Here is an 18,309-nt window from a genome sequence, read left to right as displayed (position 1 = left end):
CCGGCCGGATGAACTCCGGCTCGGCTATCTTGCCAAATGCCGCACGAATATCCGCACCACATAGCCTTTGAACCGCGGCGCCTCGTCATAGAGGTCGGACGCGATCCGCTCGATGGTCCCGCGCAGCGAGGTGAACTGCGCCTGCCGCGCGCTGCTCTCGGTGCCCTGCATGCCCGCGAGCTCATCCATCGCGGCGTCGCTGATCTGGCAATGCACGACCTCGTCCTCACGCATCATCGTGAAGCGGAAGGCAAGCCGTTCGAGGTCATGACCGATGATCCTGTCGCGCGTCAGCGGCATCCAATTGTCCCGTTCGTACCCCGAACGGGACAATGCTGAAAATCTCACGCTTTGTCACCACCCGCGCCAGGAGACAGGGCCGTCATTGGGAGCCGATCGACAGCGAGGCTGCATCGATCGGCGCCTCTTTGGACCTAGTAGGCGAGCGCCGTACCAGTCGGCTTGTCGAGCGCCGCGGCCAGCGATCGATACTCCTCGCAATCCGTCCCGCAGATGGCCGCAATCCGGCTCAAATGATAGAGCGCCTGTTCGCGGTTGCCCCGCTCGAGCTGCCACAGCCCGTAATACTGCCATGTCAGGACGTGGTTCGGATCCGCCTTCAACGCGCGCTCGTACCAGACCTGCGACTGCTCGTAGTCGCCAAGCTTGCGGTAGGAATAGCCGATCAGGTTGGCGACATTCGGATGGTCGTCATGGCCGAGCGACTTCAATTCCGCGATCGCGGTCGCATAGTCGTTGCGCTCGTAGATGGTGTCATAGGCCATGCGGTAGCCGGCCGCGAATCCGGGATCGTCGATGCTGGATTGGTTGTTCGCCTTCTTCCCTTTCTGGGACGCCTTGGTACCTGAGCGCTTCGGATAGATTGGCTGCGGTTGCTGCTGACCCGAAGAGCTTGCGGCAAAGGGATCGGTGGAACCGGCCCCGCCCCCGCCGCCTCCACCACCGCCTCCGCCTGCGGCAAATGCCGGCGGGCTCAACAAGACTGCCGCGAATGTACCCAGCGTGACGAGCTTGATCATCTTCGTGAACATCTCCGCCTCTCGTGTTGTTGCAAGCGGCCCCGGACCAATTGATAACCCTGCCTCGGCGGCATTATTCCGGCATGCCGTGCTCACGGTGACGTCAGTGTTCGTGCGACAGTTCTGTTGTCCTTACTGGAACGCCACCTCGGCGAAGCTGCGGAGCTTGCGCGAATGCAGCCGCTCCGATTCCTGCTGCTTGAGCCGCTCCAGCGCCTTCAGGCCGATCTCCAAGTGCTGGCCGACGCGGCGGCGGTAGAACTCGCTGGCCATGCCGGCGAGCTTGATCTCGCCATGCAGCGGCTTGTCGGAGACGCATAGCAGCGTGCCGTAGGGCACGCGGAAGCGGTAGCCGTTGGCGGCGATCGCGGCCGATTCCATGTCGAGCGCGACCGCGCGCGATTGCGACATGCGGCGGATCACTTCAGGTCCGGAGATCTCCCAATTACGGTTGTCGACGCTGGCAACGGTGCCCGTGCGCATCAAGCGCTTGAGCTCGAAACCTTCGAGACCCGTGACGTCCTCGACCGCCTGTTCCAGTGCCACCTGCATCTCCGCCAGCGCCGGGATCGGCACCCACAGCGGCAGCTCGCGGTCGAGCACGTGGTCCTCGCGCACGTAACCATGCGCGAGCACGTAGTCGCCGAGCCGCTGCGTATTGCGCAAGCCGGCGCAGTGCCCGAGCATCAGCCAGGCATGCGGCCGCAGCACCGCGACGTGATCGGTGACATTGCGGGCGTTGGACGGACCGGTGCCGATATTGATCAGGCTGATGCCGCGATAGCCTGATGTGACCAGATGGAAGGCCGGCATCTGCGGCATGCGGACGGGCGCATCGCCGCTCGTCGCGCCGCCGCTGCGCGTGATCACATTGCCGGGCGCGACGAAGGCTTCGAGGCCGGCCTCGCCGGATTGGAGTCGCTGCTGGCACGCTTGAGCGAAGGCATCGACATAAAACTGGTAGTTGGTGAATATGACGAAGTTCTGGAAATGCTCGGGATCGGTGCCGGTGTAGTGGTAGAGCCGACGCAGCGAGTAGTCGACGCGGGCGGCGCGGAACAGCGACAGCGGCTCGGGCGTGCCCGGCCGAAGCTCGAACGTGCCGTCGGCGATGGAATCGTCCATGGTCGCGAGATCGGGCACGTCGAATGCATCGCGCAGCGATCGTGCGACAGGCGAATTCTCGCTGGTGGTGATGGCGGCTTCGATGTTGATGTCGCGGCGATAGGCAAAATGGATCGGGATCGGCTCGGCGGATTCGCCGATCTCGACGGGAACGCCGTGGTTCTGGATGAGGAGACCGATCTGCTCGGTCAGATAGCTGCGGAACAGATCCGGCCGCGTCACGCTGGTTTCGTGCACGCCGGGGCCCGCGACGAAGCCATAGGCGAGGCGCGAATCCAGTCGCGCATGGGTCGCGGTGGTGAGGCGGACGAAGGGATAATAGGCCCGCACCCGCGTCGTGATCGCCTCGCCGCTGACATAGGCCTCGAACCGATCGCGCAGGAATTTTGTGTTGCGCTCGTAGATCTCTTCGAGACGGGCGACCGCCGCGGATGCTTCGGAGAAGGATTTGGTGGCGATGGAGGGTGGAGATTGCATCGTTCGACCGCCGGGTTGTTGCGCCTGAGTCGAACTATAACAAAGAACGAGGTCGCGTAGGGTGGGCAAAGCGGAGCGTGCCCACCTTCTTCAATTTCCGCGGGGAATGGTGGGCAGGGCGTTTTGCGCCGTTGCCCACCCACGAGATCGAATCTGCCGCTCGAGATCCCGGATACACGCTAAGCGCGCTCCGGGATGGCGCGCTTTTCGCGCGTCACTTCTCGCGGAAGGCCCGCATGAACTGGTCGTGCAGCGGCTTCAACAGGTACGACAGCATGGTGCGGTCGCCGGTCTGGACGAATGCTTCCACCGGCATGCCGGGGATCAGCTTGGAATCGCCGAGCCGGGCAACCTCCTCGGCGGACATCGAGACGCGGATGGTGTAGTAGCTCTGCCCCGTGCGCTGGTCCGTGGTGACGTCGGGCGAGACGCGGCTGACGACGCCATTGAGCTCGGGCGTGGTGCGCTGATTGAACGCGGAGAGACGCAGCAGCGTCTTTTGGCCGATTTGCAGCTTGTCGATATCGACCGGATTGACCTTGGCCTCGACCTGGAGGTCGTCGGCCTGCGGCACGATCAGCATCAAGGTATCGCCCGCAGTGACGACGCCGCCGACGGTATGCACTGTCGATTGCAGCACCATGCCGTCCTGCGGCGCGCGAATGTCGACGCGGCGGAGCTGGTCTTCGGCGGCGACTTTACGCTCGATCAGCTCGCCGCTCTTGTCGTTGGTCTCGCGCAGATCCTTGGAGACCTCGCTCACCATGTCCTTGTCGACCTGGATGATCTGAAGCTCGGTCTCGGTGATCTTGCCCTTGGCTTGTGCTCGCGAAGCGATGTACTGCGCACGTTCGCCGTTGAGGCGGGCGCTGTCGCGCTCGAGCGTGGTCAGGCGCGAGATCTGCACCAGATGCTTGTCATAGAGATCGCGCACGCCGGTCAGCTCCTGCTGCACCAGCACGATCTCCTTGTCCTTGGCTTTCTCCTGCGCCTGGAGACCCTCGATCTCCTCGTTGAGCTGCTGAATGCGCTCGCGGAGCTGCGCCTTCTGGCCGGCGCGGCCATTGACGCGAACGTCGAACAGCTTGCTTTCGCTGTCGAGCAGCGTCTTGACGTCCGGGTCGGCGGCACGATCGAGCAACGATTGCGGGAACTCGATCTTGTCGAGACCACGCTGCTCGGCCTGAAGCCGCGCAGCGCGCGCCTGCGCGGCGTCGAGATTCTTGACGACGATGGCGAGGTTGGCCTTGGTGACGGTGTCGTCGAGCCGCACCACGATGTCGCCGGCCTTGACCACGTCGCCGTCATGGGCGCGCACCTCGCCGACCACGCCGCCGGTCGGGTGCTGCACCTTCTTGACGTTGGATTCGACCACGACCTGGCCCGGCGCGATCAGCGCGCCGGAGATCAGCACCGTCGAGGCCCAGCCGCCGAGGCCGACGGCGAGGAACGCCACGATTCCGATCCCGAGGATCAAATGAAATCGGATCGATTCCCGCACGGTCTTGTTCGCAGCAGGCTTCGTTCCGCCAACCGTCATCGTGCTCATGGTTTGGCCACTCCGCCTTCGCTGACGATCTTGATCGGCGCCGGCGGCGCCACGCGGGGCTGAAGCACCTGGGCGAGCACCTGCTCCTTAGGACCGAAAGCCTGCATGCGGCCGTCGCGAAGCACCAGGATCTGGTCGACCGCCTCCACGCCGATTGGGCGATGCGCGACCACGACGACGATCGCACCGCGTTCGCGGGCGCTGCGGATCGCGCGGGTCAGCGCCTCGTCACCTTCGGTGTCGAGATTGGAATTGGGCTCGTCCAGCACGATCAGGAACGGATTGCCGTAGAGCGCGCGCGCCAGCGCCACGCGCTGGGCCTGGCCGGCCGAGAGCGCAGCGCCCTGCTCGCCAACTTGCGTGTTGTAGCCCTCGCGCATCTTGATGATCATCTCATGCACGCCGGCTTCCTTGGCTGCCGAGATGATGCCGTCGGAGGTCGCCTCCGGATCGAAACGGCTGATGTTCTGCGCGATGGTGCCGCCGAACAGCTCGACGTCCTGCGGCAGATAGCCGATGTAGCGACCGAGCACGTCGGACGACCATTGGTCGAGCGCCGCGCCGTCGAGCCGGACCTTGCCGCGGACCGGGTGCCAGACGCCGACCAGCGCGCGGATCAGCGAGGATTTGCCCGAGCCGCTCGGTCCGATCACGCCGAGGCCGTTGCCGGCTTCGAGCGCGAAGGTGACGTCCTGGACGATGAGGCGCTGGTCGCCCGGCGCCACCATGGCGACGCCTTCGATCGACAGACGGCTGGTGGGCGCCTGCAACTGGGTCGGGGTTGCCTGCGCCGGCATCTGTTCCAGGAGGCGGCTGAGGCGATGCCAGCTCTGGCGGGCCGCGACGAAGGACTTCCAGTGCGCGATCGCGAGATCGACCGGCGCCAGCGCGCGGGCCGAGAGGATCGAGCCCGCGATGATGATGCCGGCGGTCGCCTCCTGGTGGATGACGAGATAGGCGCCGACCGCAAGCACCGCCGATTGCAGCATCATGCGCAGCACTTTGGCGATCGCGCCGAGACCGCCGGCGACGTCGCTCGCACGCTGATTGCCGGCGAGGTATTTTTCGTTGGCCTCGCTCCAGCGCTGGTTCAAGCGGCCGGCCATGCCCATCGAGACCAGCACTTCGGCATTGCGGCGGCTGGACTGAGCTAGGTCGTTGCGCTGGGCGGCGAGGCCCATTGCCTCCTTCGCCGGCTGGCGGGACAGGAACTCGGTGACCAGCGTCAGGCCGACCAGGATGAGGGCCCCGACCAGCGCGGTCACGCCGATCATGACATGGAAGGCGAAGCAGATGCCGAGATAAAGCGGCAGCCAGGGCAGATCGAAGAACGCGCTCGGGCCGGCGCTGCCGAGGAAGGAGCGGACATTGTCGAGGTCGCGCAACGGCTGCAGCCCTTCGTTGCGGTTGCCGACCAGGAGCGGCAGGCGCACGATGGTGTCGAACACGCGCTTGTTCAGGGCTTCGTCGAGCGCCGTGCCGACCCGTCCCAGGATGCGGCTGCGGATCATGTCGAGCACGCCCTGCGCCATATAGAGGCCGCCGGCAAGGACGATCAGGCCGACGAGGGTCGGGATGCTGCGGCTCGGCAGCACGCGGTCGTAGACCTCCAGCATGAAGATCGACCCGGTCAGATAGAGCAGGTTGATCATGCAGCTCATGAAGCCGACGCCGAGGAACGCCGTGCGGCAGGCACGCAGCGCCTCACCGAGCTCTGAACGGCGGAGGCCGGGAACGGCTGCCATCAATCTGATCTCTTTCGGGTAAGGGGCAAAACCCCTGATTTCCAAAGCCCTGATTGCAAAGGCAAATCGAGGCGTACTCGCCGCGGATTAATATCGGGTATTCCCCGCGTGCAACGCAATCGAATTCATCCGGGCTCTGGTCACATCTACCCCGGATGGCCCGATGCGCAAGTCCGGTATTTCACAGTCTTTGCGGCTTTTTCTAGCAAAGACGGCCGCCTCTCCCCAAAGCGCGCGGGGAGAGGCGGCCGTTCCGCGTCAATCGAACCTGTTAAAGCCGGCCGCCGCCGCGCACCAGCCGCACCACCAGCAGCAGAATGATGGCACCGATGGCGGAATAGATGATCTCCGAGACCAGCCCGAGGCCGAGATGGATGCCGAGCTTCGGGAACAGGAAGCTCGCAACGAACGCGCCGGCAATGCCGATCACGATGTCGCCGATGATGCCGAACCCGCTCCCCCGCACGACCTTGCCGGCGAGCCAGCCGGCGACCAGGCCGACGAACAGGATGATGATGAGGCTTTGACCAGAAATGTACATAAGTTGAAGTCCCTCTCCGTGAACGGGGGGCATGGAACCGGAAACGGGATGAATGGAGTCTGAATGGTGTTCGGGGCGAACCGAGACGAAGTCATTCAGACACAAAACGCGAAAACAACCCCATGCACAGTAGAAATGCCCCTCCGGCGCGGCCCGGAGTGGATTGTGACAACACCAAGCCGGCGCAGAGGATTTTCAAAGGAAACCGCTCGAAGCCGCCGGCTCGGCGAGAGCTTTGTCATGCCGGCAGATTGGGCACCCGGTCGTGATAGTCGGTGACGCGCTGGAAGGCGGCGCCGATGGTGAGCAGGGTTGCTTCATCGAAGGAGCGGCCGATCAGCTGCATGCCAACCGGCAGGCCACTCTTGGTGAAGCCCGACGGCACGGTGAGCGACGGCAGGCCCAAAAAGTTCACCGGGCGGGTGAACAGCGTCAGCCGCTGCAACAGCGCCGGCGCGTTGGGTCCGCCGCCGACATCGCTTTCCTCGATGGTTGGCGCCGGTATCGGCGAGGCCGGGGCGATGATCGCATCGACGGCTGATGTCGCGGAATTGTGCGCAGCGAGTGCCGGGCCGCGCCAGCGCATCGCCTCGAGATAGGTGACCGCGGGAACGGCGAGACCGTTCTGAAGCCGCATCAACGTCTGCGCGCCGTAATCCTGCGGACGCTCGATCATCCAGCGCTTGTGGAAAGCGGCGGCTTCGGCGGCGAGCACCAGCTGGCTCGCGGAGGACAATTGCCGCTGGTCCGGCAACTCGACCTTGACGATGTCGGCGCCTTCGCGCTTGAGCACCGCGATGGTCTCGTCCAGCACGCGCGCAACCTCGCTGTCGAGATCGTCGACATAGAAGGATGCGGGCACGCCGATCTTGAGGCCCGTCAGCGAGCCCTTGGTCGCGGCCACATAATCCGACAGCGGCGCGTGGCTGCAGGTCGCATCCTCCGGATCGGGCCCGGCCATCAGCGCCAGCAACAAGGCGCAGTCCTCTGCGGTGCGTGCGAGCGGGCCGACCGTGTCGAGCGATTGTGACAGCGGCATTGCGCCGGCGCGGCTGACGCGGCCGACCGTGGTCTTCAATCCGGTAACGCCGCAGAAATGCGCGGGCATCCGGATCGAGCCGCCGGTGTCGGAGCCCAGCGCCGCATAGGTCAGCCGCGCCGCGACCGCCGAGCCGGAGCCCGACGACGAGCCGCCGGTGATATGCGCGACATTCCAGGGATTGCGCACCGGGCCGTAATGCGCATTGTGGCCGGTCGGGCCATAGGCGAACTCGGCCAGATGCAGCGTGCCGAGGCGGATTTGCCCGGCATCCTTCAGTCGCTGCAAGGCGGTCGAGGTCACCGTCGGCACGAAGTCGCGACGGATCAGCGAGCCGCAGGTCGCGACCTTGCCGGCGTCATAATACATGTCCTTGTGCGCGAGCGGCACGCCGTGCAGCGGACCGCGCACCTCGCCCCTGGCGAGCTCGGCATCCGCGGCTTCGGCGGCCTTCAGCGCGGCTTCGGACTCGATCGACATGAAGGCGTTGAGATGCGGCTGCCATTGCGCGATGCGATGCAACAGCGCGCGCGTCACCTCATGCGAGGATAATTGCTTCATCGCGATCGCACGCGCGACCTCGGTGAGCGTCATCAATGCGGGCTCAGAGCTCATTTCGACACTTTCTGCATCTGCGCAAGCGGAAAGAGTGCGGGCTCGAGGTCGAACGGCAGCGTGCCGGCGACGGCCGCGAAGCCTTCGAAGGCCGGTCCAATCGAATTGGAGATCCGGGTCGCGATCTCATCGTCCACGGCAATGCCGGCGATTTGCGCAATCGGCCTGATTTCCTTCGGTGTCGGTCTCGTCATGCGGTCATCTCCGTGGGCGCGAGGCGGCCCATATTATCCAGTGATCGAGTGAGCGCGGCAAGCACCGCTGTCGTAGGGTGGATATGGCTACGCTCGCGGCTCCACCTCCACTGTCGTCCCGGCGCAGGCCGGGGCCCATAGCCACAGGATTGGGTTTGGCGACGGCGGCCAACTCCGATCTCGCACAACAACTTCTGCTGCGGAGTATGAGTCCCGGCCTGCGCCGGGACGACACTGTAGTTGAGGCGCGACCGAGAACTCTCACGCCCTACTTCGTCAGCAGCGCATAGGCGCCGGTCCAGCCGTCCGGCGGCGGATTGGTCTGGAAATCCCTGATGCGTGCCTCGTACAGCTTGAACAGCTTTTCCAGCGTGTCGGCATCCTCGCTGCGGCGGCCACGCGCGATGGCGTTCAGCGCGCCCTGCCAGTCGCGGCCGCGGTAGCAGCCGAGCATCTCGATGGTGATGTTGCGCAGGCGCTGGAACGCAGCGGACTGCATCACGTCTTCGCGGCCGGCGATCGCGTAAATCACCTCCGGCTCGCTCTTGCCCTTGACCATGATGAAGTCGAGCTCGAGGATCGCAAACCTGTCCTTGACGGCGAGCGCGGTGCGGGAGCCGACGATGATCGGGAAGCCATATTCCTTGGTCTGGCCTTCCAGGCGCGAGGCCAGGTTCACGCTGTCGCCGAGCACCGAATAGTTGAATTTCTTGTCGGACCCCATGTTGCCGACCACGCCGATGCCGGTGTTGAGACCGATGCCGACATTGAGCGGAATGTAGACGTGACCGCCCTCGGCGGCCTCCTGCTCGCGCTCCTTGTTGACCTCGTCGATCTTCTCGAGCATGCCGACGGCCGCCTCGCAGGCGTTGACTTCATGCGTCTTGTCGTCGACCGGCGCATTCCAGAACGCCATGATGGCGTCGCCCATGTACTTGTCGATGGTGCCCCTGTGCGCCCGGATCACGTTGGTCAACGGCGTCAGAAAGCGGTTCATCAAGGTGATCAGGCCTTGCGGATCGTGCTTGTAGCTCTCGGAGATGGAGGTGAAGCCGCGCACGTCGGAGAACATGATCGTCATCTCGCGCTCCTCGCCGCCGAGCTTGAGCTTTTCCGGCGACTGCGCGAGCTGTTCGACCAGCTCCGGCGACATGTATTGGGCGAACATGCCGCGGATCTGCACGCGCTGCCGCTGCTCGCGCACGAAGCTTGCGAAGATGAAGGTCAGGTAGATCGCGGTGGTCGACAGCAGCGGATAGGTGAAGTCGATGAGATAGCGGTACTGCGCGTAGAAGAACCAGGACGTGCCGACCAGGATGGCGGCGAACATCGCCCCCGCCAGCACCAGCCGGACCGGGCCGAGATTCGGCGTGAAGATGATGACGAGGATGCCGATGATCATCGCGGCGAGCAATTCGACGCCGAGCGCGTAGTTCGGCTGGGAGATCACGGCGCCGCTCAGCACGCTTTCGAGCACCTGGGCGTGGATCTCGACACCCGGCATGTTCGCCGTCACCGGCGTAGTCTTGAGGTCGTTCAGCCCGACCGCGGAGGTGCCGATCAGCACCAGCTTGCCGTTGATCTTGCCCGGCGGCACGGTGTTGTCGAGCACGTCGGCCGCCGAGACGTAGATCGACGGATCCTGGCGCGCATAGTGCACCCAGAGCTGGCCATTCTTGTCGGTCGGGATCTCGACGCCCTTGAGGCGCACGGCGCGGATGCCGGTCTTGTCGGTGCGAACCAGCAGCGTCGGCGTTCCCGTGACGACCCGCAGGATCTCGAGACTGAGCGAGGGCATGATGTTGCCCTGGGCGCGCATGATCATCGGCACCCGGCGGATCAAGCCGTCGCGTTCGGTCTTGATGGTGAACAGGCCGCGACCGGCCGCGACCTTCTCGATGACGGGAACGTTGCGCAACAGGCCGGGGAATTCGAACAGGAATTTTTCGGCATTGTCTTCGCCGACCGTCGCGACGCCTGTGAAAGGAAGGGTCTTGTCGAGCTCGGCCCCGATCGCCGGCTGGCCGGTCTCGCCCAGCACAACGCGCGAGCGCTTGATCGCATCCGAGAGAATCTGATCGTTGCTGGGTAACTCGCGCAGCTTGGTGCGAGTGACGTCGTCCAGATAACGCATCTGGTTGGCGACCAGATCAGGATTGAGCCGGTCGGGCTCGGAGAATACGACGTCGAATCCGATCGCAACTGCACCGCTGTTGGTGAGGTTGATGATCATGTCCGCAATCCGGGTGCGCGACCACGGCCATTGGCCAAACTTGGCAAGGCTCTTGTCGTCGATGTCGACGATGGTGACCGGCCGCACCGTCTTGTGACGGGGATCGACCAGCTGGAACAGGTCGAAGGTGCGCAGCCGCAATTCCTGGACCGGCGGCGGATCCCAGACGCGCAAGGCCGCAAAGAGGACCAGCAGCACCAGGCACACCAGCCGCGCAAAGCCGAACTTCTGCGCGAACCACCGGCGCCAGATTTTGAGACGTTTCATGATGATGGGATATCACGCTTTCGCGCTGAACGGCAGGGACATCCGGCGGACCGACCACCCGCCCCCCCTCCCCGACACGCCGTCAGGCATGGAGTATGTCGGTCGCCGAGAGGTGCGTGACGCCCTTCAACACGATGGTGTCCGCCGCATCGATCGTGATCAGGGTATCGGCCGGGTTCGTCGGCGAAGCGCTCACATGCTGCGCCATCCAATCGGACATATTGCTGGTGGTCACGACCGCCGTCAGATCGATGCGGTCCTCACCCGAGGTGAAGTTCACGATCGTATCGTGGTTCGAGTCGGCCCCGAATACGAACTGATCGGACCCGACCGTTCCGAAGAACACGTCCTTGCCGCTCGTTCCGGCAAGAGCGACATTGCTCCCGTCCCCGCTTTCACGGAGATTGAAGATCAAATTGAGCGTGTCGGTTGCGCCGTGACCATCGGTCACCGTCAACGTGACTTTGTCGGTCGCAGGCTCGCCGGTGCCTTCATTGTAGGTGACGGTGCCCAGCATCGCATTGATGTCGGCCAAAGAACCCGAGCCCGTCGACGGGCTGACATTGCTGCCCAGCTCCGCGGTGGCCGCCTGAAGCATGAAGGTTTCATTCGCGGCGGCATCCGCATCGGTTACGGTGAGACCTTGAACGAAGATTTGCTCGTCGGTCAGCTGGATCACGCTGATATTGTCGACGTTGATCACGGGCGCATCGTCCGCACCGGTCACGCCCACCGTGAGCGTCGCCGTACCGGTCGCACCATGCACGTCCGTGGTCTGGACCACGAAACTGTCGGTGTAATTGCCTGCCGAGAGGGCGTCGATCGCTGCGGCATTCGGAACATAGCTGTAGCTGCCGTCGGCTGCGACGGTCAGCGAGCCATACAGGCCGGCAACCGTCGTTGTGGCATGATGATCCGCGTTCAGAACGGCATAGGTCAGCGTCGCCGTCTCCCCCGCATCGGCATCGGCGCCCGCCAGCTTTCCGGTGAGATCGGAGAAGCTGTCGGCAGCGGCCGTGTCGGTGAGGGTACCAATATTGAGATTCGACAGCGTCGGCGCGTCGTTCGCGCCGGTGATCGTGACGGTGACCTGCGCCGTGTCGGTTCCGCCGTGATGGTCGTCGAGCGTGATGGTCGAAACCACCGTCGCGGTCTGGCCCTCGCCGAGAAAGTCCAGCGCGCTGTCCTTGATCGAGTAGCTCCAGTCGACGGCGCCGTTGTTCTTGCCGGTCGTCAGAACCGCCAGCGCATTTCCCAGCGCACTTGCCTGCCCCGACGTCAGCGTCAGCTCTGTATGTCCGTCGGAGGCGAGCCAGGTCGCTGATTGCTCCGTGATCGTCGCCGTCGGCCGGTCGGTCAGGTCGACATCGGTGAAATGGATGGTGCCACTCGCCGGCGTCGACTGATCCAGGGTCGAGGATCCCGTCAGACCGGACTGCTCCGCCACGACGGCACTTTGCGAGGTCTCGGCCGGATTGAAGGCCGGGGTGTCGTCGGCCGCGTTGTAGGTGATCAGCGTGCCACCGTGACCGTCGGAGCTGAGGCTGCCGGCGAGATGGGCGTTGCTGTAGTCGGCGCCGACGAGCTTCACCGTGATGGTGTGGTTGTAGGCGTCGCTCACGACGAGATCGCCGGTCAGGGGGTCATACGTCGCCGATGTCCCCGCATCGTAAACGATGCTCGACAGATCCAGCTTGTCGGTCGCGGCGAATCCCGCGACAGAACCGGAGAAGCTCGTCGTGTCGATCTGCAACTCGGCACCATCGCCACCAAAGGTGATGGTCTGCGACACCGTGGCATCGACATCGAGCGTCGCGCCGGCGTCGATCGTGACCGTGCCGGACCCCGACAGCGTGCCGTAAAGCTTCAGGGTCCCCGCGTGAACTTCGATCGCACTGGTGTCGGTGGTGGTGATGGCGCCGGTGATGACCGCCGTGCCCCAGCTCTCGATCTCGCCGGAATTGGTGATGGCAAAGGTCACGCCGTCCGCGCTGGAGACCGATGCGCCGTTGAGGAGATCGATCTCGCCGGCATTATCAATCGTGGACAGCGTGCCGAACACGCTGATTCCCGAAACCGTCCAGGTGCCGCCGCTCTGGTTGTTGAACGTCGCGCTCGCGACCGAGATGTTGCCGTTGATGTGGTCGCTGTTGTTGATCGTGATGGCTCCGCCGGTCTCGACGATCGCGTAAGTCGTCGAGGTCACACTGCCGGCGGCAGCGGGGCCGATGGTGCCGGAATTGTCGATCAGCGCTGTGCCGGTCGCGTTTTCATCGATCGAGATCGCGGCAAAGCCGTTGGCGCCGACGACAGAGCCGGTGTTGATGATATGCGTCGAGCCGGTCGCGCCGGAATCGTCCTGGTCGACGTGAATGCCGAACGAAGTCGTACCGGTGATGTGACCGTTGTTGGTGATGTTGACGGCGCCGCCGCCATGGGAGACGACATCGAGACCGGCCGCCCCGGAAACGCCGCCGCCGATCGTCGCGGCAATGTTGCCCGCGCCAGTCGCGCTGTCGTGCAGCACGATGCCGTTACCGCCCTGGCCGGTGACGTCTCCCGACGTCGTCAGTGTGATGTCGCCGATGCCATTCTGAGTGGCGACGATGCCGTTGTCGTGCCCGGTCAGCGTGCCGGTCGGCGTCAGCACGATATTGCCACCACCGTCGCTGGTCCCGCCAGATGCGTTGAATTCGAGCGCGTTGCCGATCGAGGTCGAGATATTGGCCGCGCCGGTAATCGTGAACGTGCCGTCCTTCGATGACGTTCCCGCGATGGTGCCGGTGAAGCTCTGACCAGCCACCTCGTCGAGCCTGAGCGTATCGGTGCCGCCCGCGAAGGTGACGGTCTGGGCGTCGGCGCCGCCCAGCTCCAGCGTCGCGCCGTCGTCGATGATCAGCGTGCCGGCGCCGGTCAAGCCGCCGGAGAGGTTCAGCGTGCCGGCCTGCACCTCGATGGTGCCGGTGTTGGTCACGACACCTGCAACGCCGTTGCTGCCCGAGACACTATAAAGACTGCCGGAATTGTTCAGGCTACCGCCGTTGATCGCGACGTCGGTCAGATAGAGCTTCGAGGTGCCGTCGACCGTGACCGTTCCGCCATTGTTGGTGACGGTCAGGGACGTGAGCTTCAGGATCCCGCCGCCGATCGCCTTGATATCGGCGGTGTTGACGATGTGCTCGCCGGATATGTCGAGCTCGCCACCATTGGCCTGGAGCAGGTGGCTGTTGGTGATCGTATGCAGCACCGCGGGATCAATCGTCAGCGTGCCGGAGGTGGCGGATATCGTGCCGGTGTTGGCGATATCGGCATCGGTGATGGCGCTCGTGCCGGTGGATTCCAGCGTGCCGGCAATGGTCAGGGTCCCGCCATGGATGGTCGCGCCGGAGAGATCGAGCGTCGAGCCCGATTCGATCGATACCGCACCACCGGTGTTGGTCACCGTCGTCGCGATCAGCTTCAGCGTGCCGTCGTTGATTGCGGTCAGCGCACCGGTGTTGGTGACAGCCTCGCTGTTGATGTCGAGCTCGCCACTGTTGGCCCGGATCGTGCCGCCGTCGTTGCTGATCGCAGGCGTGGACGTCGTCGCCGTCAGCATCAGCAGCCCGCCGATCGCCTCGATCAGATAGCTGTTCGAGATGTTGGCGTCGGTGACCGTCGTGATGCCGGACGAGGCGAGCGTCCCGGCGATGGTGAGCGTGCCGCCGGTCAGAGTGGCGCCGGCGAGCGCCAGCTTCTTGCCGGTCTCGACCTTGACGGTGCCTCCATTGGCGATGGCGGTCGACGACACCGTCGCATCGCCAAATGTCAACGTCACGTCGCTCTCGACCGTCACGGCGCCCTTGTTCAGGGTCGCATGAGCATCGATCGTGCTATCGCCGGTGACATCGATCGCGCCGCCCGAGGCACCGCTAAAGTCGTCGATGGTACCGCCGGAGATCTCCGAGCCGGACAGCGTCAGCGTCTGGCCGTCGTCGATCTTCACCGTGCCGTTGTTGGTGACGATGTCGTTGAGCAGGGTCGCAGCCCCCGCGATCTCCAGCGTGCCGTTGTTGGTGACCGGGCCGCTCTGGATCCTGACGCCGTTCAGAAGCTTGACGGTGTTATCGAGCTCGATGCTCGCATGGTCGGTGATGACCGAGCCCGACACCGCAATGCCGTCCAGCGTCAGCGCGGCGTCGGCGGTGACCGTTGCCACACTGAGCGTGGCACCGCCGTCGATCTTGCTGGCGCCGGTGACGTCGATGCTGCCGTCGCCCTTGACGGCGCCGCCGCTGATCGTGGCGCCGTTCAGGGTCAACACGGCATGGTCATCGACGATGACATTGCCGCCTGCATTGTCGGCGGTCGAGCCCTGCCCCATCGCGAGCGCGGCGTTGGCCAGCACCTCGATGGTGCCCGCATTAATGATCGCCTCATCGTTCAGCGCGTTGCCGGTGCCGCCCACCTTGACGGTCGAGTTGTTCCACAGATTGCCACCGCTCAGCGCAGCGGCTCCCGTGAGATCGACCTCACCATTATTTTGTAGCACGCCGGTGCCGCCGATGCTGGCGTCGTCGATGATCAGTATGCCGCTGATGTCGACAAAAATGCTGCCGGTGTTGGCAACCGTCGTTCCCTGGTCAAGGGTCAATACGCCATTCGCCGACACCAGGATCGAGCCGCTGTTAGTGACGGCTTCGTTCTCGAACGAGTTTCCGGTACCGGAGATATAAAGTCCCGGAAGAGAAGAATTGACCAGGGTAGAGATAACACTGGCCGCACCGTTCGGCACCAGAATCAGCCCTGTAGCCGTGTTGGTGAGCACGCCCCCCTTCAACACGGCACTGCCGGTGAGATTGAACGTGCCGTCGTTGCGCACCATGCCACCGGTGATCGTCGCTCCGTGGAGCGTCATCGCAGCGTCGATCTCGAACGTGCCACCCGCATTGTTGACGTTGCTCTGCAACGCCAGGGTTCCGCCGGACAGTTCGATGAGACCGGAATTGGTGACCGTGGTCAGGGTATCGATGGTGCTATCGGAAGGCAGGATGCCGTCGGTCGTGCCGAGCAGCGTCAGCGTCCCGGCATTGGTGAAGCTGGCGGTCCCCGTGATCGTGATGGAGTTGCCAACCGTAATCTGGGCGTTCTTGAAGTTGTTGAGGATCGAGTCCGCGCTCATGGTGAGCGTCTGCGCGATCGTCAACGTGCTCTTGTTGATGAGCTGCGGCGGCGGGCCGCCAAAGTCGTTCATGGTGATCGACTTGGCGTAGGCCGCCGCGTCGATCGTCACCGGATAGGACGGCGTCAGTCCATGCAGCTGATCGGTGATGACGATGACGTCGTCGTCGATGGTCGGGACCGTGCCGGTTTCCCAGTTGGCGCCGTCCTTCCAGAAGCCGCCCGCGGGAGCGCCCGGAGCGTTCGTCGCGATCCACACCACTGCGGGCGCATCGGTGCCGGTGATCGTGACCGTGATGGTCTGGTCCGCGGTCGCGCCTTGCGAATCCGTGACCGTCACGGTGTAGGTCAGCGTCAGCACCTCGCCCTTCGGGATGAAGTCGGCGAGGTAGACCGGGATGTCCTTCAGCGACCAGTTGATCGTCCCCGTACCGGTTCCGGTGCTGTCATTGCCGGAGGCGATCGAGACCAGCAGGGCATTGGCGAGGAAGTCGGAGATCGCCTTGGGGACGGTGCCATCGGGCAGGACTGCGCTGAACTTGGACACCGACACCGTATGCGTGTCGGTGAGATCGACATCGCTGAAGGTCAACGTGCCCGAGGTCGGCACATTGGTGGTAAGCGGACCGCCCGGGACGCTGGTGCCGCCGGAAAAGGTGATGGTCGGAACGCTGGTGGTGATCACAGGCTTGTCGTTGGTGCCGGTGATCGTGATGGCGATCGTGATCGGGAAGGATTCGGGGTTGACCGAGAAATTGTCGTTGACGAGGATGGTATAGGTCAGCGTCAGCGTTTCGCCGGCCGCGAGGAAGTCGAAGACATGGTCGGGGATCGTATAGGTCCAGACCGCCGAGCCGTTGTTGGTGTTGGCCGCGTCCGGGACGACGCTGATCTGGATCTGCGTCGCGACGATGTCCTGGATCTGCAGCGCGGTGAGCGAGCCGGTGACGTCCTGCTGGTCGGCGTTCTCGTAGACGAAGTTCGGCGCCTGAGCGAGATTCACCGAAACCGTCGGGCGGTCGCCGATATTGAGATCGACGAACGTGATCCGGCCGGACACCGTGTCAGCATTGACGGTGTCGCCGGTTGCATCCGAGCGGTCGGCAGTCGTGCCCGAATGCTCGGTGAGCTTGAACTTCGACGTCACACCGCCGTTGAGATCGAGGCTCCGCGCCTGGGGCGGGCCGGGAAAACGGTCGGCCGTCTTGTTCGCGCCATCTTGCCCCGTGCCGGTGCCGTTGTTGGCGGTGTTGGTGAAGGTCGCGGTCGCCGTGGCACCGGTGTCCGTCTTGATAAAGACGATGTTGCCGTTCTGCGTGATCGTGTCGGTGAAGTTCGTGGTCAGCTTGGTGTTGGTGTTGTTGTCCGTGAACTTCAGCGTGAACACGTCCGTGATCAGCTTCTGCACGTCCGGCGACAGCAGCGCATTGGTGACCGAGACGTTGCCGCCGCTGATCTGCACCATCTGGCCGGCCTGGTTGACCGTCGCGATCGGCAGCAGGGTCAGCTTGTCGAACAGGATGTAGGAGCCGGTGGTGCCGTTCGGCTCGACCAGCACCTGGAAGTTCGCCTGCGGCTGCGGATCGCCGCCACCGGAGGGAACGACGAAGTTGATCTCGGTCAGCACGGCCGTGCCGCGGATGCCCATCGTGGCGACAGGCGTATCGATCTTCATGTCGCCGTGCTTGGCGGTCTCGCCGGCGACGAAGGTGATGGTTCCCGCGACCAGGCTGAGCAGCGAGGAATTGTTCGACCCGTTGGGGTCGTACACCATCTCGTTCAGCACCATCCGCGCGTTGGAGGACAGGCCGAACACGGTTCCGTCGATGAAGGTGACGCCGAGCGTCGAGTCCGAGCCGGTCGAGACCACGTCGCCCTTCTCGACGTTGTCGCCATTGTTCAGGATGACCGAGACGCCGTTGCGGATCGCGGTCGCGCTGCCGGTCAGCTTGGTGACGTGGCCGATGACCTGCGCCGCCGCGGCGCCGGGTGCGGCCTGCGCGACCTGGACGTAGCCGGTGAGCGCGCTGACGATGTCGCCGGTGAGATGGGCGCCGTCGGGCGACGCGATCGCCGCGCGCTTGTCGCCTCTGAAATAGTCATGGACGACGAACTCGTGGCCGTCATGCGACAGCACGAGATCGAGACCCGTGCGCTTGAACTCGCCGTTGAAGATGAGGTTGGGGTCGGCAATGACGACCGCGCCATCGGGCACGTGGCCGTGTGCCTTGGCGGTGAAGGAATCGACATGGTCGTAGGCGGACGTACGGAGACCGTGGCCATCCAATGAGAGCGCGGCGTCAAATTTGCCAGCGTAATTCAAC

10 protein-coding genes are annotated in these 18,309 nt (G+C 64.2%); all 10 read right to left on the bottom strand.

Annotation, left to right across the window (positions count from 1 at the left end):
- Nucleotides 1-24: 24 nt before the first annotated feature.
- A complete protein-coding gene (locus JQ587_RS17295) occupies nt 25-300 on the bottom strand; it encodes a DUF1488 family protein (RefSeq protein WP_212302682.1) in 276 nt (91 codons plus the stop codon).
- Between the two features lie 134 nt (nt 301-434).
- Nucleotides 435-1,052 carry a tetratricopeptide repeat protein gene (locus JQ587_RS17290; protein WP_212426048.1) on the bottom strand — a complete coding sequence of 206 codons (618 nt, stop codon included), beginning with the start codon at nt 1,050-1,052 and terminating at the stop codon, nt 435-437.
- 120 nt (nt 1,053-1,172) lie between these two features.
- Nucleotides 1,173-2,642 carry an AMP nucleosidase gene (locus tag JQ587_RS17285; RefSeq protein WP_212302684.1) on the bottom strand — a complete coding sequence of 490 codons (1,470 nt, stop codon included), beginning with the start codon at nt 2,640-2,642 and terminating at the stop codon, nt 1,173-1,175.
- Between the two features lie 214 nt (nt 2,643-2,856).
- The gene (locus JQ587_RS17280) at nt 2,857-4,191 is read right to left on the bottom strand and encodes an HlyD family type I secretion periplasmic adaptor subunit (RefSeq protein WP_212302685.1); all 1,335 of its coding nucleotides are present in this window, start codon (nt 4,189-4,191) and stop codon (nt 2,857-2,859) included.
- Nucleotides 4,188-5,936: a type I secretion system permease/ATPase gene (locus JQ587_RS17275; protein ID WP_212426047.1), complete on the bottom strand. Its 1,749-nt coding sequence runs from the start codon at nt 5,934-5,936 to the stop codon at nt 4,188-4,190. Before JQ587_RS17275 ends, JQ587_RS17280 begins: the two co-directional genes overlap by 4 nt.
- Before the next feature lie 271 nt (nt 5,937-6,207).
- A complete protein-coding gene (locus JQ587_RS17270) occupies nt 6,208-6,477 on the bottom strand; it encodes a GlsB/YeaQ/YmgE family stress response membrane protein (RefSeq protein WP_212302687.1) in 270 nt (89 codons plus the stop codon).
- 238 nt (nt 6,478-6,715) lie between these two features.
- A complete protein-coding gene (locus tag JQ587_RS17265) occupies nt 6,716-8,131 on the bottom strand; it encodes an amidase (protein WP_212302688.1) in 1,416 nt (471 codons plus the stop codon).
- Nucleotides 8,128-8,325, bottom strand: a complete 198-nt coding sequence (locus tag JQ587_RS17260) for a hypothetical protein (protein WP_212302689.1) — start codon at nt 8,323-8,325, stop codon at nt 8,128-8,130. The genes JQ587_RS17265 and JQ587_RS17260 overlap by 4 nt, the downstream gene beginning before the upstream one ends.
- 268 nt (nt 8,326-8,593) lie before the next feature.
- A complete protein-coding gene (locus tag JQ587_RS17255; protein ID WP_212426046.1) occupies nt 8,594-10,825 on the bottom strand; it encodes a CHASE2 domain-containing protein in 2,232 nt (743 codons plus the stop codon).
- Nucleotides 10,826-10,907: 82 nt separating this feature from the next.
- The gene (locus tag JQ587_RS17250) at nt 10,908-18,308 is read right to left on the bottom strand and encodes a VCBS domain-containing protein (RefSeq protein WP_212426045.1); all 7,401 of its coding nucleotides are present in this window, start codon (nt 18,306-18,308) and stop codon (nt 10,908-10,910) included.
- Nucleotide 18,309 lies beyond the last annotated feature (1 nt).

The organism is Bradyrhizobium manausense (assembly GCF_018130615.1).
GTDB classification, from domain to species: Bacteria; Pseudomonadota; Alphaproteobacteria; order Rhizobiales; family Xanthobacteraceae; genus Bradyrhizobium; species Bradyrhizobium manausense_A.
The sequence above is the reverse complement of the archived record's forward strand: the minus strand, read 5'-3'. Positions and strand labels throughout refer to the sequence as shown.